The organism is Janthinobacterium rivuli (assembly GCF_029690045.1).
GTDB classification, from domain to species: Bacteria; Pseudomonadota; Gammaproteobacteria; order Burkholderiales; family Burkholderiaceae_D; genus Janthinobacterium; species Janthinobacterium rivuli.
This window is the reverse complement of record NZ_CP121464.1, coordinates 686,697-710,264: the sequence shown is the minus strand read 5'-3', so window position 1 is coordinate 710,264 and position 23,568 is coordinate 686,697. Positions and strand designations below refer to the sequence as shown.

The following is a 23,568-nucleotide window of genomic DNA, read 5'->3' as shown; positions in this document are numbered from 1 at the left end:
CGCGCATGCCTACCGTACTGATTATTGACGACAATGCCGCCGTGGCCATCGCGCTCGACGTGCTGTTCTCCCTGCACGAGATCGACGCCGTGCGCGCCGCCTCGCCCGAGGAAGGCTTGCAGCTGCTCGAGCGCCACGCCATCGACCTGGTGGTGCAGGACATGAACTTCACGGCCGACACCACCTCGGGCGAGGAAGGCGGCGCGCTGTTCCACGCCATCCGCGCGCGCTACCCGGACCTGCCTGTGATCCTGCTGACGGCCTGGACCCAGCTCGACGCGGCCGTCGACCTGATCAAGTCCGGTGCGGCCGATTATCTGGCCAAGCCATGGGATGACCGGCGCCTGATCGCTTCCGTGCAGAACCTGCTGGAACTGGGACAGGCCAACCGCGCGCTGCGCCAGCGCGTGGTGGCCGAGCAGCGCCAGCGCCACGCCTTGGAACACGACTTCGACTTGCGCGGCATGGTGTGGCAAGACCCGGCCACGGAGCGCGTCGTGCACCTGGCGTGCCAGGTGGCGCGGGCCGACGTGCCCGTGCTCATTTCGGGGCCGAACGGCAGCGGCAAGGAGCGCATCGCCGCCATCGTGCAAGCCAATTCCCAGGTCGCCGGCGGTCCCTTCGTCGTGCTCAATTGCGGCGCCGTGCCGGTCGAGCTGATCGAGGCGGAACTGTTCGGCGCGGAAGCGGGCGCCTACACGGGCATCACGCGCGCGCGCGACGGCAAGTTCGACGCGGCCGACGGCGGCACCCTGTTCCTCGACGAGATCGGCAACCTGCCGCTGGCCGGGCAAATGAAACTGCTGCGCGTGCTGGAAACGGGACGCTTCGAGCGCCTCGGCTCGAACCGCGAACGGCAAGTGAAAGTGCGCGTCATCAGCGCCAGCAACGCCGACCTGTCGGCGATGATCAAGGCCGGCACGTTTCGCGAAGACCTGTTCTACCGCCTCAACGTGATCGAACTGCGCCTGCCGCCGCTGGCCCAGCGTCCGCTCGACATCCTGGTGCTGGCGCGGCACTTCCTGGGCAGTGACAAAACGCTGGACGCGCAAGCGCAGGCGACCCTCCTGGCGCACGGCTGGCCGGGCAACGTGCGCGAACTGAAAAACGTCATGCAGCGCGCCAGCCTGCTGACGGCCGGCCCGGTGATCGGCGCGCAGGAAACGGGCTTGCCGCTGGCGGGGATGCCATCGCCGCGCGCGCCGCACGATGGCGCCGCGACGGAGCCGGACCGCGACAGCGTCGCCGCGGCGCTCGCGCGCGCGCACGGCGTGGTGGCGCAGGCGGCGCAAGAACTGGGGCTGTCGCGCCAGGCGCTGTACCGGCGCATGGAACGCCTGGGCATCGCGCGCGGCTGATGGCCTACCGCCCCATGCGTCTCTCCCTGCTCACGCGCTGGACGGCGCTGATCATCACCCTGCTGGTGCTGGGCATCGTCATCGCCCTGCTGCTCGCGCATTTTTTACCCGGCCAGCCGCTGCTGGTGCTGGCGGGTACCCTGCTGTGCGTGCTGCCGGTCGCCGTCATTACCATCCGCGCGCAGCTGCAATCGATGCTGTCGCTGTTTCGCGCCTTGAGCGGAACGGTCGCCAGCTACCAGGACGGCGACTTCGGCTTCAGCTTGCGCTGGCAGCAGAACGATGAACTGGCCGACCTGGTGGCGGCCCACAACGCGCTCGGCGACGTGCTGCGCAAACAGCGCCTGGACCTGGTGCAGCGCGAACTGCTGCTCGACACCATGGTGCAAAACACGCCGGTGGCCATGCTGCTGGTGGCCGAGGGCAGCGCCATCGTCTACGCCAACCTGGCCGCGCGCCAGTTGCTGCATCAGGGGCGCCGGCTCGAAGGGCATCACCTGGCCGACATCGTGCAGCAGGCGGCACCGGCCCTGGCCGAAGCGCTGGCGCGCCGCAACGACGGCCTGTTTACCAGCGGCGAGGGGGAACAGGAAGAGGTGTATCACCTGGCGCGGCGCAGCTTCAGCCTGAACGGGCGCAAGCACGAACTGCTGCTGTTGCGCCAGCTGACCCTGGAACTGCGCCGCCAGGAAGTGCAGACCTGGAAAAAAGTCATCCGCGTCATCAGCCACGAACTCAACAACTCGCTGGCGCCTCTGGCCTCGCTGGCCCATTCCGGCGCCGAGCTGGTACGCCGCGGCCAGACGGAACGCCTGCCGCAAATCCTCGCCACCATCGAGGAGCGCACGCGCCACCTGGAAACCTTCATCCTCGGCTATGCGCGCTTTGCCAAGCTGCCCGCGCCGCGCCTGGCGCCGTGCGAGTGGCAGCCTTTCCTCGACAGCCTGGCCTCGCAGGCGGCCTTCACGCTCGACGGCCCGCCGCCCGCCCAGGCGGCCGTGTTCGATGCGGCGCAAATGCAGCAGGCACTGCTGAACCTGCTCAAGAACGCGCTGGAGTCCGGCTCCAAGCTCCAGCATATCGGCCTGCACGTCAGCCAGGCGCAAGGGCAGCTGCGCATCGAAGTGCGCGACCGCGGCCCGGGCATGAGCGGCGCCGTGCTGGAAAACGCGCTGGTGCCGTTCTATTCCACCAAGCGCAGCGGCACGGGACTGGGCCTGGCCCTGGCGCGCGAAATCGCCGAAGCCCATGGCGGGCGCATCACGCTGGCCAACCGCGAGGACGGCGGCCTGGCGGTGACCTTGATTCTTCCCTTGCTGGACAGAAATTAGTTACTGGTGTAACGATTTTTTCATCACACGCTGGGCAATTATTTTTCAGTATTATATTGATAATTAGAGTTTTTAATATTGCAACATCGCGAGCGCCATGCCCGTGTATTAGAAATAAGCTATTTAAGTTTGCATAATGATATAAAAATAGCTCATTGACAATGAAATGTCCTGGCGATAATTTATCTGAGCGGCACGGTTTTTTTGAAACATCAATCGTTTTTTCGCGGGGATAAAAATGAAACTGAAATCACTCATCGCAGTAGCACTCTTGAGCGCGGCTTCCATCGGCGTAGCCCAGGCAACAGCGTACAACGTGGACCTGACCAACACCACTGGCGACCTGTGGACGGGCGGCTTCAACGCCACGCCCACTCCGCTCGGCGGCTTTACCGATACGTTCACCTTCACTCCCGACGCCACTTTCGGCTCGACCGCGCAAGCCTTCCTGGCCAACCTGTCGGTCACGGGCAGCGATGCGGCCTCCATCAACTTCAGCGGCGCCAACCTGAACGGCATCGCGCTGACGGGCTTTGGCGGACCCACCGTCTTCGGCTATGCCCAGGGCGAGGTGCTGGCGCAAACCAGCCTGCTATTCAACGGTCCGATGGTTCTCACCGTCATGGGCAACAGCAATGGCGGCAGCTATGGCGGCACCTTCAACCTGAACCTGGCCCCCGTTCCTGAACCGGAAACGTATGGCATGCTGCTGGCCGGGCTGGGCGTACTGGGCTTCCTGGCGCGCCGCCGCAAGCAATCTTGAGCTCTCCCCCAAAAAGACGCTGCGGCGTCTTTTTTTCGGCCGGCTGCTAAACTGGCGCCATGACGACCGACTTTACCTCCACCACCCATACCGCTTTCAGCCACCCGGGCCACCCGCCTGCCACCACCACAGAACACCGCGGCATCCGCTACCTGCACCTGGGGACCAAATGGGTACAGGGCGCCATGCGCCTGGACAAGCCCGACGCCATCGAGCTCGAATACGTGCAGATGATGATGATGTGGATGCTGTTCAAGACGCAGCCCAGACGCATCGTGCAGCTGGGTCTGGGCAGCGCCGCGCTGACCAAATTCAGCTACCGCCGCTTCCCCGATGCCACGGTCACGGCCATCGAACTCAATCCGAACGTGATCGCCATCTGCGGCGCCCAGTTCGCGCTGCCGCCGAACGACGCGCGCCTCGACGTGCGTGAAATGAATGCGCTCGACTTCGTGCTCGATCCGGCCAACCACGGCACGGTCGACGCGCTGCAAGTGGACCTGTACGACGAGGACGCGCGCGGCCCCGTGCTCGACACGCCCGAGTTCTATCAGGCCTGCTTCGACTGCCTGACGGACGACGGCATCATGTGCACGAATGTCTTCGGCGACTTCCCCAACTACGACAAGAATCTGCAGGCGATGGAGCTGGTCTTCGACGCCGTCGTCTGGGTACCGGAAACGGAAGATGAAAATATCGTCGTGCTGGCCTTCAAAAAATCGCCATCGCTCGACTTCAGCGAGCTATACGAACGCGCCGCCACCATCAAGAAGCAGTTCAACCTGCCCGCCAAGAACTGGGTCAACGGCTTGAAGCAGTGGATGCAGGACCAGCAATAACATAGCAGCCTCACGCTGGCAGCAGCGCGCCCAGGCGGCGCGCCAGGCCATCCATGTTCTCGGCCGGCACCTGCGCATAACCGAGCAGGAAACCGTTCCAGCCCGCACCTTCCCCCATCCTGTCGCCCGTGCCGTGCGCGGACAGGGCCAGCGCCACGATGCCATCCTGCGCGGCGCGGCGGCTCAGCGCCAGGTCATCCCATGCGCGATCGTGAAAACGCAGCGCCAGGTGCATGCCAGCCGTGCCGCCATGGATGGCCGCACACGCATGGCGCTGCAGCGCCTCGCTCAAGGCGTCGCGGCGCTGGCGATACAGGCGGCGCATGCGGCGCACGTGGCGCGCAAACAGGCCGCTGCGCAGGAACTCGGCCAGCGCCAGCTGTTCGGCCACGCGTCCGCGCGCGGCACCCTGCGCCTGCATCTGCGCGAAGGCCACGGCCAGAGCGGCCGGCACGACGATATAGGCGATGCGCAAGGCGGGAAACATGGTCTTGCTGAAGGTACCCAGGTACACGACGGGGGCGTCTGCCACCAGTCCCTGCATGGCGGCCAGAGGCGGGCCGCCATGGCGAAACTCGCTGTCGTAATCATCTTCGATGATCAGCGCGCCGGCCGCGCGGGCGCGTTCGAGCAGCGCCATGCGGCGCGCGGGACTGAGCACGCTGCCCGTCGGATACTGGTGCGACGGCGTCGTGTAGATCAGGCGCGGCGGCGTATCGCGCCAGTCGTCATCGGTCGGCGCGATGCCATCCATGTCGACGGCGATACCGGTCACTTGCAAGCCGGCGCCACGGCCCGCCGCCAGCGCGCCGCCATAGCCGGGATGCTCGATCCACAAGGTATCGCCCTGGTCGGCAAAGGCGCGCAGGCAGACATCGAGGCTGCTCTGCGTGCCGTCCGTGATGAACACCTGGCCCGCATCGCAGACGACGCCGCGCGCGGCGCGCAAATGCTCGGCGATGGCCATGCGCAGTTGCGGCTCGCCGGCAGGATCGCCGTAATTGAGCTGGCGCGGCGTCAGCGCGCGCCACGCGCGGTCCAGCATGCGGCGCCACTGCGCCAGCGGGAATTCGTCGAGCGCCGGCACGCCGGGCGCGAACGCCCCCATGGCGTCGGCGGGAAACACCAGCGCCGCGCTGGCATCCTGTCCCGACACGCCGCGCAAATGCCGGGCCCGGCGCGATAATCCATCATGGCCACCGCTCACCGACGATGCCACCGGCACCCCGGCGCTGCCAGCGACGACGGTGCCGCGCCGGTCCGGCAAGACAAACCCTTCGCTGGCCAATTGCTCGTAGGCGTACAGCACGGTATTGCGCGCCAACCCCAGTTCGGCGGCCAGCACGCGCGTGGCGGCCAGACGCGTGCCGGGCGCCAGCTGGCCCCCGCGGATCGCCGCGCGCAGGCATTCATGCAGCAGGCGCTGGCGCGGCCAGCCCCGCTCGCGGTGCGTGCACTCGAACGCGTTCAGCAGCAAAGCAAAATCCATGTGCCTCCTTACCTTGTGGCTCTAAATTATTTCTCACTTCTGGATCTTTTTTCAGGGCCAGATGCCGATTATAGTGCGGCCTTCCTCTTCAACCAACGGGACTTCCGCCATGACCGCTACCGCCCTGCCCCCCAGCCCCCGTACCCGCGTGCGCCGCGTCGCCGAACTGGCCAGCTACGAGCAAGCCATCCTGCACGCCATCCTCGACGCCTCCTACCTGTGCCATATCGCCTTCCACGACGAGCACGGAAACCATTGCATCCCGACCGCCTGCTGGCGCATCGGCGGCCACCTGTACATCCATGGCTCGAACGGCAGCCGCATGCTCAAGCAGCTGCTGCGCGAAACCGACGTATGCGTGACGGTGACCCATCTCGACGGCCTGGTATTGGCGCGCTCCGCCTTCAATCACACGATGAACTACCGCTCGGCGATGGTGTACGGGCAGTTTGAAAAAGTCAGCGACATCGGCCAGCAGCATGCGGCGATGGATGCGTTGATGGAGAAGCTGGCGCCGGGACGCCTGGCGCACGTGCGCGGCGGCAGCGCCAAGGAATACGCGGCCACCACCGTGCTGCGCATCGCGCTCGACGAATGCGCCGTCAAGCAGCGCAAGGGCGGACCGCTCGACGACGCGGGCGACATGGCGCATGCCGTCTGGACGGGCGAACTGCCGTTTACACACGGCCGTGGCGCGGCCATCGCCGATGCGCTCAACACCAGCGAGATGCCCGCGTATGCCGCCGCATGGGGGACGGAATCCGCTTGACCGGCCAGCGTGCTTGACCGATGATCGGCGTTGATGGCGATCGCCACCAATTGACCAACCGATCCAATCACGCATGGAGCATATGATGATGAAGCGAGTATCCCTGGCCGCGGCCCTGACGGTCATGCTGGCCTGTGGCGGCAGCGGCGCGGCACTGGCCGCCGATGCGGGCGACACGGCCCTGAAAGCAGCCATCGCCGGCAGTGCGCGCACGCCGGCCAACGCGCTGCGCGACAGCGCCCGCCACCCGTATGAAACGCTGACGTTCTTCGGCATCAAGCCGACGATGACGGTGGTGGAACTGGCGCCTGGCGGCGGCTGGTATACGGAGATCCTGGCGCCCTACCTGCGCGACCACGGCAAGCTGATCGCCGCCGGCAACGATCCCCAATCCGCCAGCGAAGGCGCACGCCGTGGCGCGGCGCGCTTCCAGCAAAAACTCGACGCCAATCCAGCCGCCTTCGGCAAGGTGGAACTCGGTGCCTTCGCGCCACCGACCACCTACCGCATCGCGCCCAAGGGCACGGCCGACATGGTGCTCACCTTCCGCAATATCCACAACTGGATACCGATCGGCGAGGCGGGCATGCAGACCCTGTTCAAGGAAGTGTATGACAGCCTGAAACCAGGCGGCGTATTCGGCGTCGTCGAGCACCGCCTGCCGGTGAGCCAGGCGCAGGACGCCACGGCCAGCAGCGGCTACATGCATGAAGCGTATGTGATCAAGCTGGCCGAAGGCGCTGGCTTCAAACTGGCGGCCAAGTCGGACATCAACGCCAATCCGAAAGACAAGGCGGACCACCAGGGCGGCGTCTGGGCGCTGCCACCCACCTACGCCAACAAGGACGTGGACCGGGCCAAATACACGGCCATCGGCGAGAGCGACCGCATGACCCTGAAGTTCGTCAAGCCATAGCGAGAATGTCGGGTTACGCGCTGCGCGCTAACCCGACCTACCGCTTTATTTCTTCGCTTCCTTCGGATTCACCGGCACCAGGCTCAGGTCCTGGAAGTCGTAGCTGAAATCCGTCTCGGCCGACACGGGCGCCATTTTTACTCTGTCGATGCTGCCATCGGGATTGAGCGAGAACGTCACGTACGCATCGGCGTTGAAATTGCGCTCTTTCCAGCGCACGATGAAGGTGTCGTGCTGCCAGTGTTCCAGCTCGCCCGTCAGGTCCGGCGTGCGCGTGAAGCTGAGGATATGCTTTTTCCCCTCGGGCTTGATGACGACCTTGCCGTACCAGGCATCTTCATACTCGCCGTCGTACGCCGCCAGCGGCAGCGACGGCTGCGATTTCGCCGCGCGCGCGCTCGACGCCTTGCCCTGCTTTTTCACTTCCTCGGCATGCTGGTCCTGCTCCACCTTGGCCACCAGCGCCAGCCAGTCCGACGGCGCCGCCTGCAGGTAATGGTCGAGGATGCGCCATTGCAGCGCCGTCATGGAACCGCCATTTTCCGCATTGGTCAGAATGGCCACGCCCAGTTTCGCTTCCGGCACCATCACCACGCGCGAATAAAAGCCCTGCAGCGCGCCGCCGTGCATGGCCACTTTCATACCCTTGTAGTCGCGCAGCTGAAAGCCCAGGCCATACGCGCTGAAATTCGGTTTCGTCGCGGCCAGCGCCGGCTTCGGTTCGGAAATCTTGATCGGTGTTTGCGCCGTCCACATTTCGCGACCCTGCTTTTCGCTGAACAGGCGCGCGTCCTTGCCATCCTTGTCCTTCACGCCGGCGATCTTGCCGCCGTCGAGCAGCACCATCATCCACTTGGCGATATCTTCCGCATTCGTGTTGATGCCGACGGCGCCCACGGCGTTCGGCACGGGCATCGATTTGACGGCGGCGATCTTGCCGTCGATCTTGCTGTGCGCATTGGCGACGTCGGGCTTGCCCGCATTTTCAGCCAGGCTGGTGGTGGTGCCCGTCATGCCCAGCGGCGCCAGGATGCGTTCATGCATGGCCTCGCCCCAGCTTTTCCCCGCCTTGTCGGCGATGATCTTGCCGGCCACGATGTACAGCAGGTTATCGTAGGCATAGCTGTTGCGAAAACTCGTGGCCGGACGGATATAGCGCAGCTTCTCGATGATCTCGTCGGTGCTGAAGGTCGTCGTCGGCCACCACAGCAAGTCGCCCGCGCCCAGACCCAGGCCGCTGCGGTGCGTCAGCAGGTCGCGGATGGTCATGGCGCCCGTCACGTAGGAATCGTGCATCTGGAAGCCGGGCAGGTGCTTGGTGACGGGATCGTCCCAGGCCAGCTTGCCTTCGTCGACCAGCATGGCCAGCGCGGCGGCCGTGAAGCCTTTCGAGTTCGACGCCACTTCAAACAGGGTCTGCGCATCGACGGCCGCCGGCTCGCCCAGCTTGCGCACGCCAAAACCCTTGGCGGTGATGACCTTGCCATCCTTGACGATGGCGATCGCCATGCCGGGCACGTCGAACACTTTCAGGGCGGTGGCAACGTCGCGCTCAAGATCGAAGGCAGGCGCGGATGCGGGTGTGGGTGCGGCGGCAACGACGGGGGCCGCGTCAACAGCCAGCGCCGGCACGGCGATGCTGGAAAACGCCAGCACGATGGCGGCGGCGAGACGGTTCATGGTATGCATGGTCAGGATGTCCAAAGAAGGTTCAATGCGCTTGCGCGGCCATCAATTTATCGACGCTTTCCTGCGTCACCGGGTGGTAGCGTTCACGCGCCTTCGCATACACGTCCTTGGCCCAGGCATGGCCCTGCGGCGTCTTCATCAAGGCGCTGTACAGGGGCACGACGAACTTCTGGCGGCCGACGCTCATCAGGAATGCCTGCAAGGGCTGCTGCACGTCGTAGCCGGCGTTCACGGCGGCCAGGTAGAAGCGGTACGCGACTTCATTGTTGCCGCTCTTGCCCACGCCGTAGGCTTGGTCCAGTTCACGCAATTGCGCCGCGCTGGCCTTGTTGTTGATGTCGTTCAGGAAGTGCATCGATTCGATGGCGATCCACTTGTCCATGCCCAGGTCTTTCGTCGGCAATGTGCCTTTCAACCAGGCGTCGCGGTGCTGGTCGAGCAGCGCCAGGCGTGGCGAGACGGCGCGCTGCGCGCTGGCCGGCACGCCCGTGCCATACAGCCATTCATCGAGTTCCGCTTCCGGCATCACGGCCGGATGCTGCGCCAGCAGGTTCTTGCGCAGGTAGGCGATGAACTGCTCCGTCGTCACGCTCTGGAACGCGTGCTGGTCGAACCAGCCGCGCAGGAAAGGGTCGAACACGGCGCGGCCGGCGCGACGCTCCATGGTGGCCAGGAACCAGGCGCCTTTCGGGTAGATGATGCCGTCATCCGTGTACGTTTCGGCCGGGTTGGCGTCCGCATCGCGCGTGATCAATGCCGTTTTCGCCGCCGGCAATTCGCGGATCGAGGCGGCCAGTTCTTCCTGGTCGACCTGCACGCCCATCTGCGCCACTTCGCTGCCATACAGCTGCTCGACGATACGCGTGGTGACGTAGGTGGTGAAGCCTTCGTTGAGCCACATGTGCTTCCACGACGCGTTGGTGACCAGGTTGCCCGACCACGAGTGGGCCAGTTCATGCGCGATCAGGTCGACCAGGCTGCGGTCGCCCGCGATCATGGTCGGCGTGAGGAAGGTCAGGCGCGGGTTTTCCATGCCGCCGTAGGGGAACGATGGCGGCAGCACGATCATGTCGTAGCGTCCCCATCCATACGGACCATACAGCGCTTCGGCGGCCTGGATCATCTTTTCCGTGTCGGCCAGCTCGTATTCGGCCGCCTTGATGCGCGGCGGTTCCGCATACACGGCGGAGCGGGGACCGAGTTTGCGCACTTCCAGTTCGCCTATGGCGATGGCCAGCAAGTACGATGGAATCGGCTGCGGCATCCTGAATTTCCAGCCGCCCTTGCCCGTCGCCTTTTCGTCATTTTCGGCGCTCATCACGACGCGCATGCCCGCTGGCGCATCGATGCGCGCGCTATACGTAAAGCGCACGGCCGGCGTATCTTGCGACGGCACCCACGAGCGGGCATTGATGCTTTGCGACTGGCTGAACATGAAAGGCAGCTTGCCCGACATGGTTTGCTGCGGCGTGAGCCACTGCAGCGCGATGGCGTTCGGCGCCGTGTGATAGTAGACGCGTACTTTGCCCGGCTGGCCCGTGGTGGTGATGCGCAGCGCCTGGCCCTTTTCCGGGTCGGCCTTGTCCAGCTGGTACGGCGCCATCTGCCATGCGCCGCGCTTGTCCTGTACCTGCACTTTTGCGATCGACAAATCGCGCGTGTCGAGCACCAGGGTGCGCGCCGCAGGATCGATCCAGTTCAAGGACAGCTCGGCATAGCCGGACAGGGTCTTTTGCTTGAAGTCCGCTTTCAGGTCCAGCTGCAGGTCGCGCGTGCGCACCTGGTCGTAGCGCGCGTAGCTGAGGGGGTCGGCGTGCGCGGCCAGGGTTACCTGGCAAAGTAGCGCACAGCCCAGCGCGCGCAGGAAGGTCAAAGTTTGCATGGTCGTCTTTTGAATGATTTGCGAAAGCCCCGGTCCGTGTGCGCCGGGGCGTCGCGCAGAATAGCACTTCCGGCGCAGGCCGGCAGAAAAAAGCGCCGGACCGGCCGGCGCTGTTTCCCTATTTTGCTTCCGGCTTGGCCTCGGCCTTGGCGTCGGGCGCCTTGAGCGGCGTATTAAAATCCTTCATCAGGTTGTTCTTGTCGCGGTCCTGCTTGAACAGTTCCAGGCGCGACGGCGTGATTTTTCTCGGCCACGCATTGTTGCTGGTGTCGATGTCGGCCGTCTCCCAGTACGGGTCCTGCACCAGGCCCACCATCGGTTCGTCCGTGACGATCACCTTGCTGATCTTGTGCGGCGCATAGCGCCACACTTCGGCCGGCACGCGCTCGATAATCTTCTTGCCGCTTTTCAGTTCGATTTCCAGGATCAAGGGCATCACCAGGCCGCCGATATTCGAAAAGTCGACCAGGTACAAATGCTTGCCCATGTTGCGCTGTTCCAGCAGCTTGCGCTCCCACGGCTCCAGCGTTTCCTGCTCTTCCGCATAGCTGTTGCGGTCCTTGTTGGTGACCGTGAATTCATCGTGCCGGTTATAAAAATCCTTCAGCGCGGGATCGGCATCGACCTTCTTCGGCAGCGTCTTGTTGCGCTGGTCCGAAATCGAGATCGGCTGCGCGGCCTTCTGCGCCTTCTTCCACGCCTTCTCGACTTCCGGGTTCTTCGTGCTCACGCCATATTCGCTGATGCCGTCGATGCTGATGTCGACCGCGTCGGTGGTATAGAACCAGCCGCGCCAGAACCAGTCCAGGTCCGTACCGGAAGCGTCTTCCATGGTGCGGAAAAAGTCGGCCGGCGTCGGGCGCTTGAACTTCCAGCGCAAGGCATACTGCTTGAAGGCGAAGTCGAATAGTTCGCGCCCGAGGATGGTCTCGCGCAGGATGTTGAGCGCCGTGGCCGGCTTGTCGTAGGCGTTCGCCGTAAACTGCAGCAGGGACTCGGAATTGGTCATGATGGGCACCTGGTTCTGGCTGCGCATGTAGTCGACGATCTTGCGCGGCTCGCCATTCCACGACGGGAAATGCTCTTCCCACGCCTGCTCGGCCAGGTACTGCAGGAAGGAGTTGAGGCCCTCGTCCATCCACGTCCACTGGCGCTCGTCCGAGTTGACGATCATGGGGAAATAATTGTGGCCCACTTCGTGGATGATCACGCCGATCAGGTCATATTTGGCCGTCTTCGAGTACGTGAGCTCCCCCGTCTTCTTGTCCTTCACGGGGCGCCCGCCATTGAACGCAATCATCGGATACTCCATGCCGCCCACGGCGCCGTTGACGGAGATCGCGTTTGGATACGGATAGTCGAAACTGTACTTGTTGTACTGCTCGATCGCGTGCACGACGGCGCGCGTGCTGTACTGCTGCCACAGCGGGTTGCCCTCGTTCGGGTAATACGACATGGCCATCACGCGCTTGCCGCCGCTGTCCAGGCCCTGCGCATCCCAGATGAACTTGCGGCTCGACGCCCACGCCACGTCGCGCACATTGGCCGCCTTGAAGTGCCAGGTTTTCATGCCCGCCGCGCGGCCCTTCTCCGCCGCCAGCGCTTCCTGCGGCGTGATCACCAGCAGCGGCGTGTTGCTGTTTTTCGCCCGCGCCAGGCGCTCGCGCTGCGCCGCGCTCAGCACGCTAGCAGGATTTTGCAGCTCTCCCGTGGCAGCCACCACGTGATCGCCCGGCACCGTCAGATACAGCTCGTAGTCGCCAAACTCCAGGGTGAATTCACCGGAGCCGAGGAACTGCTTGTGCTGCCAGCCGACGGCGTCGTAGTAGGCGGCCATGCGCGGGAACCACTGCGCGATCTGGAAGATCGTGTTCTTGTCGTCTTCAAAATATTCGTAGCCAGAGCGCTCGACCAGCACCTTCTGGTCATTGATCTGATACGACCAGTCGATATTGAACGTGATGCTCTGGCCGGGCGCCAGCGCCGCCGGCAAATCGATGCGCAGCATGGTCTGGTTGACGACATGCGGCAGCGGCTTGCCGCTGGCCGCCTTCACGGCGGTGAGCTTGAAGCCGCCGTCAAATTCTCGGCCCGCATGGAGGGCGCGCAAGTCCTCGAACTTCAGCGCTTCGTCCTCGCTGCCACTGAGCCAGGCCTGGCGCGATGGGGCGCTCAATACGCGGCGCTGGTCGGCATCCTGGCGCAAGCCATTCTGGTCCAGCTGCAGCCACAGATACGCGAGGCTGTCGGGCGAGCGGTTGTGGTAGGTGATCTGTTCGCTGGCCGTGATGGCGCGGCGTTCCTCATCGAGCGTGGCGCGAATCACGTAATCGGCGCGCTGCTGCCAGTAGGCGTGGCCCGGCGCGCCGGACGCCGTGCGGTAGTTGTTCGGCGTGGGCAGCAGTTCTTCCAGCTGGCGGAACTTGTCGTCGAAGGGCGCCGCGGCGCACAGGCCGGACAAGGGAGCAAACAGGGTCAAACACAAGGCAAGCAAGCGGACAAGGACCGGCATGGCGCATTCCATCTGGGAGTCGTGGACAGAACTGCATTCTAAGTCGAGTCTGTTTTCAAATCGATCATTGTTGTCGAAGTCCCACACACCAGGTAGCACCGTGCCCCGGCAGCACTGGCGCCGGCGCAGGCATTGGCGTATGATGCGCCTCGAACATTGGGGAGTAGTCGTCCCGCGGTCACGCCGCGGGAACCTGTATCAACATGATTGGCCCGCAGGCCATGGTGCAGGTGGTTGAAAAACTTGACGAGACCATTGATCCAGGGCGGCCGCATGGGCCGGAGTCGCCCGTGGATCATTGGTTAATTCGTCCGGCCCGTGTACCTCTTGCAATCTCATGGAAGCATTCCTCATCTCCACCGGCATCGTCGGTCTCGCTGAAATCGGCGACAAAACCCAACTCCTGGCCTTTCTGCTGGCCGCCAAATTCCGCAAACCCCTGCCCATCGTGCTGGCCATTTTCGTCGCCACCATCGCCAACCACGCGTTTGCCGCCGCCGTCGGCGCCTGGATCACCAGCATGCTGGGGCCCGACGTACTGCGCTGGGTGCTCGGCGTATCGTTCCTCGCCATGGCCGCCTGGACCCTGATCCCCGACAAGCTCGATGAAGACGAAACGAAGCTGGCCAAGTACGGCGTCTTCCTGACCACCCTGATCGCCTTCTTCATGGCGGAAATGGGAGATAAAACGCAGGTGGCGACCGTGGCGCTGGCGGCGCGCTATCACGATATTGTCTCTGTCGTGCTGGGCACCACCTTCGGCATGATGCTGGCTAACGTGCCGGCCGTCTACCTGGGCGACAGGATCGCCAACCGCGTCCCGCTGCGCCTCGTGCACGGCATCGCGGCGCTGGTGTTTGCCGTGCTGGGCGTGGCGACCCTGCTCGGTGCGGGTGCGGCACTGGGATTTTGACACAAGCACAGATAATTTCTCATTTACAATATTCATGTTCATAATTACAATGTCGTGGACATGAATACTGGCGCGCCGATTCCGAACGGTCGGCGCGCTTTCTTGAGGAATCTATGCAGTTAAATGGAAAAGTGGCGGCGCTGTGCCTGGCCGCCTGCGCAAGCCAGTTCCCCGCCGCCATGGCGACACCCGTGAGCTCCCCCTCTCAGACGGCAACGCAGTCCGCACCCGAAGTGCGCACGCGCGACCTGTTGCTGCTCGGCGCCGGCCTGATCCTGCTGCTTGGCCGGCGCCGTCCCGATGACGACACCTGGCAAGACTAGACCAGCAGCAGCACCGCATACTCGCGGCCCTCGTCGCGCAGGGCGATGCTGTTGCCCTGCTGCGCCACGCCATCGAGCGACAAGCCCGCAGGGCGCCCCTGTGCCTGCTCCACCGTGATGGCATAGCTGCTGGCGCCGAAGCGGTAATGCAGCTTGAAACTGTCCCACTCGGCCGGCATGGTCGGCGCCAAGCGCAGCACGTTCGCTTCGCGCGTCAGGCCCAGCAGGGATTCGACGATCAGCCGGTACAGCCAGCCGGACGATCCCGTGTACCAGCTCCAGCCGCCGCGTCCCACGTGCGGCGCGACGGCATACACGTCGGCCGTCACCACGTACGGTTCCACCTTGTAGCGCGCCACCGCCTGCGCGTCAGCGCCATGGCGCACGGGACTGATCATGCGCAGCAGTTCCCACGCCTTTTCGCCGTCGCCCATGCGGGCAAACGCCATCGCCGTCCAGATGGCCGCATGCGTGTACTGGCCGCCGTTCTCGCGCACGCCGGGCACGTAGCCCCGGATGTAGCCGGGATTGAGGTCGGCCTTGTCGAACGGCGGATCGAGCAACTGGATCACGCCGGAATCACGGCGCACCAGACGCGCATCGACCTGGCGCATGGCGCCGGCGACCCGCTCCTTGTTGGCGGCGCCCGACAGCACGCCCCAGCTTTGCGAAATCGAATCGATCTGGCATTCCTCGTTGGTGTGCGATCCCAGCGGGGTGCCGTCGTCGAAATACGCGCGCCGGTACCACTCGCCATCCCACGCATGTTCCTCGACGTTGGCCGCCAGTTTCACGGCTTCGTCGCGGCAGAACTGGGCAAACGCAGCGTCGCCGCGCAGCAGGGCCACTTCGGCGAAACGCTGCAGCACTTCATACAGGAAGAAGGCCAGCCACACGCTCTCGCCCTTGCCATGTTCACCCACCTTGTCCATGCCGTCGTTCCAGTCGCAGGAACCCATCAACGGCAAACCGTGCACGCCCAGGCGCAGGCCATGGCGGATGGCGCGCACGCAATGCTCGTACAGGTCGGCCGACTCGCCCGAACGCACGGGCAAGTCGTAATACGAATCCTCTTCCGGCTTGACGGCACGCCCCTCGATGAAGGGCGCCACTTCCGACAGCACGTTAACGTCGCCCGTGGCGATCACATAGCGACAGGCGGCCAGCGGCAGCCACAGGTAATCGTCAGAGCAGTGCGTGCGCACGCCCCGGTCCGACGGCGGATGCCACCAGTGCTGCACGTCGCCCTCGACAAACTGGTGCGCCGCGCACAGCAATAAATGCTTGCGCAGCAGCTGCGGCGCCGTGTGTATCATCGCCATCGCATCCTGCAACTGGTCGCGGAAACCGTAGGCGCCGCCCGACTGGTAATAGCCGCTGCGCGCCCACAAACGGCAGGCGATGGTCTGGTACATCAGCCAGCCATTGGCGATCACGTCGAGCGACGGATCGGGCGTTTCGATGCGCACGGCGCCCAGAGTACTGTCCCAGTGCGCGCGCACGGCGTCGAGTGCCATGCGCGCCGCTTCCTTGCCCGCGTGGCGCTGCACCATGGTGCTGGCGTCGGCATTGCGGCGCCCGCCCACGCCGAGGATGAAGACGATGTCGCGCTCCTGTCCCGGCTGCAGTTCGAACGGCACCTGAATGGCGGCACACTGGTCCAGTCCCGTGCCCGCCTTGCCGGACAGGCGCACGCGGCGCAGCGCCGCCGGCTGCGCCAGGCTGCCATTGCGGCCGATGAATTCATTGCGGTCGCAGGTGATGGAGCGGATGCTCGCGTCGGTATTGAAAAAGCCGACGCGGCCCGAAAACTCCGTGTTGTAGTTATTGCGCGCAAACAGGGCGCCGCTGATCGTGTCGACCTCGGTGGCCACGTGCATGCCGGACTTGGCGCGCAAGTCGGCCATCACCCATTCCACGTAACCGGTGACGGACAGGCGGCGCGGCACGCCGCTGTCGTTGCGCACCTTGATCACCGAATATTTGACGGCCGCATCGAGCGCCACATAGGTGCACAGTTCCGTGGCGATGCCGCCCTCGCTATGTTCAAACACGCTGTAGCCGAAGCCGTGGCGCGTCACGTAGTCGCCGCTCCCGCGCGCGGGCAGCGACGAGGGCGACCAGAACTGGCCGCTTTGCTCGTCGCGCACATAAAACGCTTCGCCGGACAGGTCGGAGACAGGGTCGTTCTGCCATGGCGTGAGGCGGAATTCATGCGCATTCTCGCTCCACGTATATGCCTGGCCCGCTTCCGACACCACCGTGCCGAATTGCGCATTGGCCAGCACGTTCGACCACGGCGCCGGCGTCTGCTTGCCTTCTGCCGTGGTGATCACGTATTCGCGCCCATCGGGCGTAAAACCGCCGAGGCCATTTTCCAGAATCAGCGCGCGCTCTGGCGCCCGGTGCGGCACGCCGCCCTGTTCGCGGGCCGGATCCTGCAACAGCGGCGGCATGCGCAGCACGGGGCTCGGTGGGCGCTTGACCTGCTCGGCCAGGGTGCCGCGCAAGTCGCTGATGATGGCGCGCGCCACCGATTGCAGCAAGATGCGGTCTTCATTGGCGATCTGCTCGGCCAGGCGCACGAAAATGCCGCCAGGGCGGTCGATCGCCTGCGCGTCGATGCCCGAGGCGATCAGGCCCATGATCTGGTCGTGCAGCAGCTGGCGGTAGCCCGACTGTTCTTCGTACCAGATCACCAGGTCGACGATCAATCCCTTCAGGCGCCAGTAGGCGTGCGCCTGCACCATCTGGCGCGCCAGTTCGATATTGGCCGCGTCGCGTATCTGCAGCAGCACGATGGGCAAGTCGCCGGAAATGGCATACGCCCACAGGCCGGACTGGCCGCGCTGGTTCTTGATCAGGATGCTGGCCTCGGCGCGCAAGGCCGCATTCGGATAGATCACGGCGTTGGCCAGGCGCGCATACAGCTGCGCGTCCGCTTCGCTGGCATTCAACTGGCGCAGCACCACCTGGCTGTGCGTCCAGGCCAGCTCGAACACACGGTCGGCCAGATGGCGGTCCTGGTATTTGTCGATCAGGTGCAGCGCCGCCTCGCGCTGCTCCGCCATGCCGGTCACGCTGTCGACAGTGACGGCCTGGTCGGGTTCCAGCGTGATGACGTAGCGGATGGCCACGATGGGGTCGAGCACGGAGCCGTGGCCGCCACTGAGCGGGCCACTTTCCTGCAGCGCCTGCGGCAGCTGCGCCGTGTTGCCGCGGCCGATGAAGCGCGCGCGGTCCGTCTCGAACGATACGTCATAGCGCTCGATATCGTGCACGGTCATCACATGCAGCAGCCACGGCATCTGCTCCTCTTTCGAGCGGGGTCGGCGCGTGCATAAAATTGCCTTTTCATGCGCGAGGATTTCCGTCTGCACGAACAGCTTGCTGAACGCGGGATGGGCCGCATCGGCCGCCGCCGGCGCCATCACCACTTCGGCAAAGCTGGTGATCTCGATGCGCCGCTGGCGGTTCGAATTATTGCTGATGCGCGTACGGCGGATTTCAATGTCGTCCTCGGGCGAGACGACGATTTCCGTGTACAGGTCCAGGCCATGGTCGGCGCGGCGGAACTCGGCCCGCCCTTCCGAAAAAATCACTTCGTATTTCTTCGGTTCAGCCAGGGTGGGCTGGTACATGGTGGACCAGACTTCACCATCATCGAGGTCGCGCAGGTAGCAGAAATTGCCCCAGTTATCACGCGTGCTGTCTTCGCGCCAGCGCGTCACGGACAGGTCTTTCCAGCGGCTGTAGCTGCCTCCCGCATTGCTCACCATGACGTGGTAGCGGCCATTCGACAGCAGCTGCGTTTCCGGCACGGCGCTGTTGGCTTGCGTAAGGATGCGCATCGGCATGGCCTGCTCGGGCGCGCCGCTGCGCAGCACCGCCAGTTCGGCCGTGTTCGAGTAAAACGCGCCGGCCTGCGGCGTGCGTTCCTGCAGCACCAGCAAGGCCGATTGCAGCAGCGGATCGGACTCGAAACGGCGCTGCATCGGGCGGTCGTGCAGCAAATAGCTGAGGGCCAGAAAACCCATGCCCTGGTGGTGCACCATGAAGGAGCGGATGATGGCACTGCCCTGCCCGCGCGGCAGGCGCGCCGTGGTGAAATCGATGGCTTCAAAAAAGCCGTAGCGGCCCATGTAGCCGGCCGCCTGCATGCGCTGCAGGTTCTGGCATGACGCTTCCGGCTGCACCATCAGGCCCATCATGCTGGCATATGGCGCCACCACCAGGTCGTCGGCCAGGCCCCGCTTCAGGCCCAGCCCCGGCACGCCAAAGGCGCGGTATTGATAGTTCAAACTGGCGTCGACCGTGTTGTAGCCGGACTCGGAAATCCCCCACGGCACATCGCGCTGGCGCCCGTAATCGATCTGCGCCTCGATGACGGAGTGGTAGGTCTGGTCGAGCAGGGTATTCGGGTAGTTCGGCATCACCAGGAGCGGCATCAGGTACTCGAACATCGAGCCGCTCCATGACAGCAGCACGGGCTGGCCTGCCACCATGCACAGCTGGCGGCCCAGGGCGAACCAGTGCTCCTGCGGCAGCTGGCCCTGGGCGATGGCGATGAAGCTGGCCAGGCGCACTTCGGAAGCCAATAAGTCGTAGTAGCTGGGGTCCAGGCGCCGTTCGCTGACGTTGTAGCCGATGGCCAGCAGTTTTGTCGCCGGGTTGTACAGGAAGCCGTATTCGATCTGCGCGAAGTCGCGCGCCTGGCCCGCCGCGTGGGCGATGTCGCGCATGTGGCGGCCCGCCTGTTCACGGCCCTGCGCCAGCAGCACCGCCAGTTCGGGCGGCGTGCCTTCCGGCGCTTCCAGGTTGGCCAGTTCGCGCAGGGTCGGCACGCGCATCAGCGCCGCATCGACGCCCGCGTGCGCCGCCCACGGCGCCAGTTGCAGCAACTCGGCCAGCGCCGCGCGGCACTGGCGCGCCAAGGCTCCCGCCCACATGGACAGGTCGCCATCCTCGCTTTGCAAGGTCAGCGACAGCAGCGCGTCAGCCGCGCCATTCGCGGCGGCGAGATAGGCATGCCATTCGGCCAGGCTGGCGGGCGCGGCCTGCGCCTGCAGCAGGGTCATGCTCTCGCGCATGGCCTTGCCTTCGCCTTCGGCGGCGATGAATTCCTGCAGCACCTGCGCCGTCGTGCGGATGCCCTGCACGATCTGCGCGCCGATGATGGGAGTGTCGTACAGTTCCACCAGGCCCGGCTGCAAGGTCAGCAGATGGCCGGCCAGGTTGCCGCTGTCAACCGTCGAGATATACATCGGCTGCAGCGCCTTGAGCGTTTGCGTGTCGTACCAGTTATAGAAATGGCCCTGGAAGCGTTCCAGCTCGCCCATGCTGTGCAGGGTGGCGCGGCTGCGCTCGATCAGCTGGCCCAGGGTCAGATAGCCGAAATCGTAGGCCGTCAGGTTGGCCAGCAGCGCCAGGCCGATATTCGTCGGCGAGGTGCGGTGCGCCACCACCAGGTTCGGATGCTCCTGCATGTTATCGGGCGGTAGCCAGTGGTCGTCCGGCCCGACGAAGGTATCGAAATACGCCCAGGTCTTGCGCGCCACGCCATGCAAAAAACGTCCCTGCTCGGCCGACAAACGCGCCACGGCCCGTTCGATGGGGCGGCTGATCCACCAGGCGATGGCGGGTGCGGCCAGCCACAAGAGCAGCACCACGGCGGCGGCCGGCAAGGCCTCGGGGCGCCAGTGGAGCAAGGCGCCGAAGGTGGCCAGCGCCAGCGCGGGCGAGCACCACATGGCGCGCCAGCAGTCGGCCTGCGAACCTGACGACACATGCAGGTTCGAGGCGCGCCAGTCGAGCAAATGCTTGTGCGATACGCCCAGGCGCCACAGGGTGCGCACGATGGCGTCGAGGCTGATCCAGGCTTCGTACGGCAGGAAGACGAGGGTCAGCATGGCGTGCGAAAACTGCACGCCGCAGCGCCGCTCGAAGGCGGCCAGGTGCTGGCGCCACAAGGTGTCGCGCGGTTTGCGCAGCAAATCGTACAGGGCCGAAAAGACGGGCGGCAGGAAGATGATGGCCAGCACGGCCGCGCTCCAGAAGGCCACGTGCGGCAAAAAGCCCCATACCAGCAGCAGCGATACAGTAGTGGCGGGCGCGACGACGCTGCGGCGCAGGTTGTCGAACAGCTTCCAGCGCGACAGCATCGACAAGGGATTGCGTTCGCGCTTGCCGGCGCGGCCCGGCACCCGGCCCAGCAGCCAGCCGACCAGCTGCCAGTCGCCGCGGATCCAGCGCTGGCGGCGGCTCACGTCGGCGTCGTAGCGGGCCGGATATTCCTCGTACAGCTGCGAGTCGCTCAAGAGGCCTGCGCGCAAATAACAGCCTTCCAGCAGATCGTGGCTGAGGATTTTATTGTCGGGCAGGCGCTGGCCCAGCACGCGCTCGAACATGTCGAGATCATAGATACCCTTGCCGATGAACGAGCCTTCATAAAACACGTCCTGGTACAGGTCGGAGACGGTGCGCGTGTACGGGTCGATGCCCGGTTCGCCGCCGCACAGCAGCTCGTAGCGCGAGGCATTCGCGCTGGGCAGCGCCACGGCCACGCGCGGCTGCAGGATGCCGTAGCCGGCCACCACGCGCGTGCCGGCCGCGTCGAGCACGGGGCGGTTCAGCGGGTGCATCATGGTGGCGATGAATTCGCGCGCCGCGTCGCGCGGCAGCTGCGTATCCGTGTCGAGCGTGATCACGTATTTGATCGTGCGCAGGCCGCGCAACTCGCCTTCCACCAGCGAGAATTTGTCGCGCGCGCCACCGCGCAAAAACGCGTGCAGGTCGGACAATTTGCCGCGCTTGCGCTCCTGCCCCATCCACGCATTCTGCTGCGAATTCCACAGGCGCGGACGGTGCAGCAGCAGGAACGGCCCCACATGGCCCAGCTCCTCGGGGTCGGCCGGGTCGCCGTTTTCCTTGAACTCGACGCCCTCCACGCGGTACTTCTCGTTCAGGGCGCGGATGGTCTCCTGCGCCTGGCGCAGCAGGGCTTCGTCGCCGGGCATCGTTTGCGCCTCGGCGTCGACGAAGTCCGTCAGCAGGCAGAAACGCAGGTTCGGGTCGCGGTTGGCGAGATAGCGCACTTCCAGCGCCTCGCACAGGGCCGCCACGTTCTGCTGGCTGTAGATCAGGGTCGGCACGACGACGATGCCGCGCGCATCAGACGGAATGCCGGCCTGGTAATCCATGCGCGGCAGCGGATGCGGCGACGTCATCAGGGTCGCCAGCCAGTTCACCACGGCGACAGACAGCTGGCTGCTGCCCAGCAGCGCCAGCGCGCCCAGCGCCGCCAGGGGCCAGCCCTGCACGCCATGGCGCACGGCGCGCTCGAGCAGCAAGGCGCTCGTCGCCAGGCTCAGGAAGCAGATGGCGCCCAGGTAGACGGCCAGCGGCGCGGCGCGCGCCGTATGCTGCAGCGCCTCGATGAAAGGCAGCCTGGCGCCGGCCTGCTTTTCCAGCACCAGCACGCCGCGGCCCACCAGGTAAAAACCGATATGGCCGCGGCGCGCGTCATTGCCGTTGCCGTGCGTGTGCGCCAGTTGCACCACCATCTCGGCCACCTCCACTTCGCTGCGCGCGCTGCGCTTGGCGATGCGTTCGATGGCGTGGCGGTAGCTGTCGCGCGTGGCGAAATCCATCAAGCCATAGGTGCCGGCCGGGTCCAGGCGCAAGGTTTGCTCGACCACGCTCATGGTCTCGACGAATTCCTGCCAATCCATGGTGCCGAGAAAACGCAGGCTGCCGATGCTGTTGGCGATCGACACCTGGTCGGCCGCCTGCTGCCCGATCTCGGACTGGATCTGCTGCTCGATGGTGAGGCCCGACTCGGCCAGCTTGTGCGTCAGCCACGACAGCGCCAGGGTCAGCGAGGAACTTTGTCCCTGCAGGCGGCGCGACAATTCGGCCACGAAAGCGCTGGTCATCGGTGGATTCGAGCGGGCCATGTCGGCCACCAGCAGGATCAAGCCGCTGGGATTGCGCTCGGCGATCTCCGTCATCTGGTCGGCCCAGGTGTTGGCCAGGTCGCGCTGCATGCGGTCGTCGGCCACGCGCACGGCGACGCGGCGCAGGTTTTCGATCAGGGCCAGGCGCAGCATGATGGGCACGGCCCACAGCTCGCCCAGGGTCAGAGTGGCCACGTCCTGGTAAGCCTCGACGAAGTGGCACAGGTTTTCCAGGTCGACCCTGCCATCGCCGTGCGAGATGATTTCCAGCGCAATTTTATACACGCGCGGACAGCCCGCGTCCGCACCGGAGCTCAGCCGTGGCAACTCCTTGCTGTAGTTCTTCGGCAAGTGGCGCCGCGTGGTGCGGATCTGCTCTTCGATCAGATAGAAATTATCGAGCAGCCATTCCGAGGCGGGCGTGACCTGGCGTCCGCTTTTGACGGTCGCCGTCAGCTCGTTGACGGTGGCCGTGATGAGGGCCGCATTGTCGGCCAGGCGCGCCAGCAAGCGGTCGCGGCCGTGATGCCGCCCTACCGCATGGCCGGCGGCCACGTGCTTGCCGTGGGCGGCCATCTGCATGGCGCTGAATAATTCGGAACGCAGGGGCAAGGCATCGTCGCGCGCGGCGTCGAAGGTGTCCGGTGCAAGGGAGTGGTCGCGGAAGATTTCTTTAACTTTGGAAATCTGTTCCTTGATCTGCTGCGTGACAACTGCTGTGTACTCTTTCAACTTGGGCCTCGCTAGGTGCGCGCAGGCAACCAGCGGCCACCGTCACGCGGGCCCAGTCTGGAAGAACACGATCGGACACTGGCGAAGACGGAAAGCG

13 protein-coding genes and 1 riboswitch are annotated in these 23,568 nt (G+C 64.9%); of the genes, 8 read left to right on the top strand and 5 right to left on the bottom strand.

Annotated elements, in window-relative coordinates; all coding sequences use genetic code 11:
* Positions 1–5 precede the first annotated feature (5 nt).
* The 4 genes from P9875_RS03115 to P9875_RS03100 all read left to right on the top strand — a co-directional run bounded on the left by P9875_RS03115 (position 6) and on the right by P9875_RS03100 (position 4,291).
* A complete protein-coding gene (locus P9875_RS03115; protein WP_278317555.1) occupies positions 6–1,358 on the top strand; it encodes a sigma-54-dependent transcriptional regulator in 1,353 nt (450 codons plus the stop codon).
* Positions 1,358–2,689, top strand: coding sequence for a sensor histidine kinase (locus P9875_RS03110; protein ID WP_423221812.1), 1,332 nt, complete (start codon positions 1,358–1,360; stop codon positions 2,687–2,689). The genes P9875_RS03115 and P9875_RS03110 overlap by 1 nt, the downstream gene beginning before the upstream one ends.
* A 238-nt stretch (positions 2,690–2,927) precedes the next feature.
* A complete protein-coding gene (locus P9875_RS03105) occupies positions 2,928–3,452 on the top strand; it encodes an FxDxF family PEP-CTERM protein (protein ID WP_099380518.1) in 525 nt (174 codons plus the stop codon).
* 59 nt (positions 3,453–3,511) lie between these two features.
* Complete coding sequence (locus P9875_RS03100; protein WP_278317553.1) at positions 3,512–4,291, top strand: spermidine synthase; 780 nt, start codon at positions 3,512–3,514, stop codon at positions 4,289–4,291.
* Between the two features lie 10 nt (positions 4,292–4,301).
* On the opposite strand, the gene P9875_RS03095 is transcribed toward P9875_RS03100, so the two are convergent.
* Positions 4,302–5,780, bottom strand: a complete 1,479-nt coding sequence (locus P9875_RS03095) for a PLP-dependent aminotransferase family protein (protein ID WP_099401277.1) — start codon at positions 5,778–5,780, stop codon at positions 4,302–4,304.
* A 109-nt stretch (positions 5,781–5,889) separates the two neighbouring features.
* On the opposite strand from P9875_RS03095, the gene P9875_RS03090 reads away from it, so the two are divergent.
* Both P9875_RS03090 and P9875_RS03085 read left to right on the top strand, forming a co-directional pair.
* Positions 5,890–6,549: a pyridoxamine 5'-phosphate oxidase family protein gene (locus P9875_RS03090; RefSeq protein WP_099401276.1), complete on the top strand. Its 660-nt coding sequence runs from the start codon at positions 5,890–5,892 to the stop codon at positions 6,547–6,549.
* A gap of 85 nt (positions 6,550–6,634) precedes the next feature.
* Positions 6,635–7,465 (top strand): class I SAM-dependent methyltransferase, encoded by an 831-nt coding sequence (locus P9875_RS03085; protein WP_099401275.1) that lies wholly within the window; start codon positions 6,635–6,637, stop codon positions 7,463–7,465.
* A gap of 45 nt (positions 7,466–7,510) precedes the next feature.
* On the opposite strand, the gene P9875_RS03080 is transcribed toward P9875_RS03085, so the two are convergent.
* The 3 genes from P9875_RS03080 to P9875_RS03070 all read right to left on the bottom strand — a co-directional run bounded on the left by P9875_RS03080 (position 7,511) and on the right by P9875_RS03070 (position 13,548).
* Complete coding sequence (locus P9875_RS03080; RefSeq protein WP_099401442.1) at positions 7,511–9,154, bottom strand: serine hydrolase; 1,644 nt, start codon at positions 9,152–9,154, stop codon at positions 7,511–7,513.
* 22 nt (positions 9,155–9,176) lie between these two features.
* A complete protein-coding gene (locus tag P9875_RS03075) occupies positions 9,177–11,036 on the bottom strand; it encodes a M1 family metallopeptidase (protein WP_099401274.1) in 1,860 nt (619 codons plus the stop codon).
* Positions 11,037–11,154: 118 nt separating this feature from the next.
* Entirely contained in the window at positions 11,155–13,548 is a 2,394-nt protein-coding gene (locus P9875_RS03070) for a M1 family aminopeptidase (RefSeq protein WP_278317552.1), read from the bottom strand.
* Between the two features lie 146 nt (positions 13,549–13,694).
* Positions 13,695–13,877: riboswitch (yybP-ykoY riboswitch) on the top strand.
* Positions 13,878–13,885: 8 nt separating this feature from the next.
* On the opposite strand from P9875_RS03070, the gene P9875_RS03065 reads away from it, so the two are divergent.
* Both P9875_RS03065 and P9875_RS03060 read left to right on the top strand, forming a co-directional pair.
* The gene (locus P9875_RS03065; RefSeq protein ID WP_034753160.1) at positions 13,886–14,461 is read left to right on the top strand and encodes a TMEM165/GDT1 family protein; all 576 of its coding nucleotides are present in this window, start codon (positions 13,886–13,888) and stop codon (positions 14,459–14,461) included.
* Between the two features lie 191 nt (positions 14,462–14,652).
* Positions 14,653–14,784, top strand: a complete 132-nt coding sequence (locus tag P9875_RS03060) for a hypothetical protein (RefSeq protein ID WP_278317551.1) — start codon at positions 14,653–14,655, stop codon at positions 14,782–14,784.
* Here the strand turns inward: P9875_RS03060 and P9875_RS03055 are convergent.
* Positions 14,781–23,408, bottom strand: coding sequence for a GH36-type glycosyl hydrolase domain-containing protein (locus P9875_RS03055; RefSeq protein ID WP_423221844.1), 8,628 nt, complete (start codon positions 23,406–23,408; stop codon positions 14,781–14,783). The genes P9875_RS03060 and P9875_RS03055 overlap by 4 nt on opposite strands.
* Positions 23,409–23,568: the final 160 nt, after the last annotated feature.

Coding starts and splice junctions, on each gene's coding strand:
- P9875_RS03115 (WP_278317555.1), top strand. CDS start 6: ATGCCTACCGTACTGATTATTGACGACAATGCCGCCGTGGCCATCGCG.
- P9875_RS03110 (WP_423221812.1), top strand. CDS start 1,358: ATGGCCTACCGCCCCATGCGTCTCTCCCTGCTCACGCGCTGGACGGCG.
- P9875_RS03105 (WP_099380518.1), top strand. CDS start 2,928: ATGAAACTGAAATCACTCATCGCAGTAGCACTCTTGAGCGCGGCTTCC.
- P9875_RS03100 (WP_278317553.1), top strand. CDS start 3,512: ATGACGACCGACTTTACCTCCACCACCCATACCGCTTTCAGCCACCCG.
- P9875_RS03095 (WP_099401277.1), bottom strand. CDS start 5,780: ATGGATTTTGCTTTGCTGCTGAACGCGTTCGAGTGCACGCACCGCGAG.
- P9875_RS03090 (WP_099401276.1), top strand. CDS start 5,890: ATGACCGCTACCGCCCTGCCCCCCAGCCCCCGTACCCGCGTGCGCCGC.
- P9875_RS03085 (WP_099401275.1), top strand. CDS start 6,635: ATGATGAAGCGAGTATCCCTGGCCGCGGCCCTGACGGTCATGCTGGCC.
- P9875_RS03080 (WP_099401442.1), bottom strand. CDS start 9,154: ATGCATACCATGAACCGTCTCGCCGCCGCCATCGTGCTGGCGTTTTCC.
- P9875_RS03075 (WP_099401274.1), bottom strand. CDS start 11,036: ATGCAAACTTTGACCTTCCTGCGCGCGCTGGGCTGTGCGCTACTTTGC.
- P9875_RS03070 (WP_278317552.1), bottom strand. CDS start 13,548: ATGCCGGTCCTTGTCCGCTTGCTTGCCTTGTGTTTGACCCTGTTTGCT.
- P9875_RS03065 (WP_034753160.1), top strand. CDS start 13,886: ATGGAAGCATTCCTCATCTCCACCGGCATCGTCGGTCTCGCTGAAATC.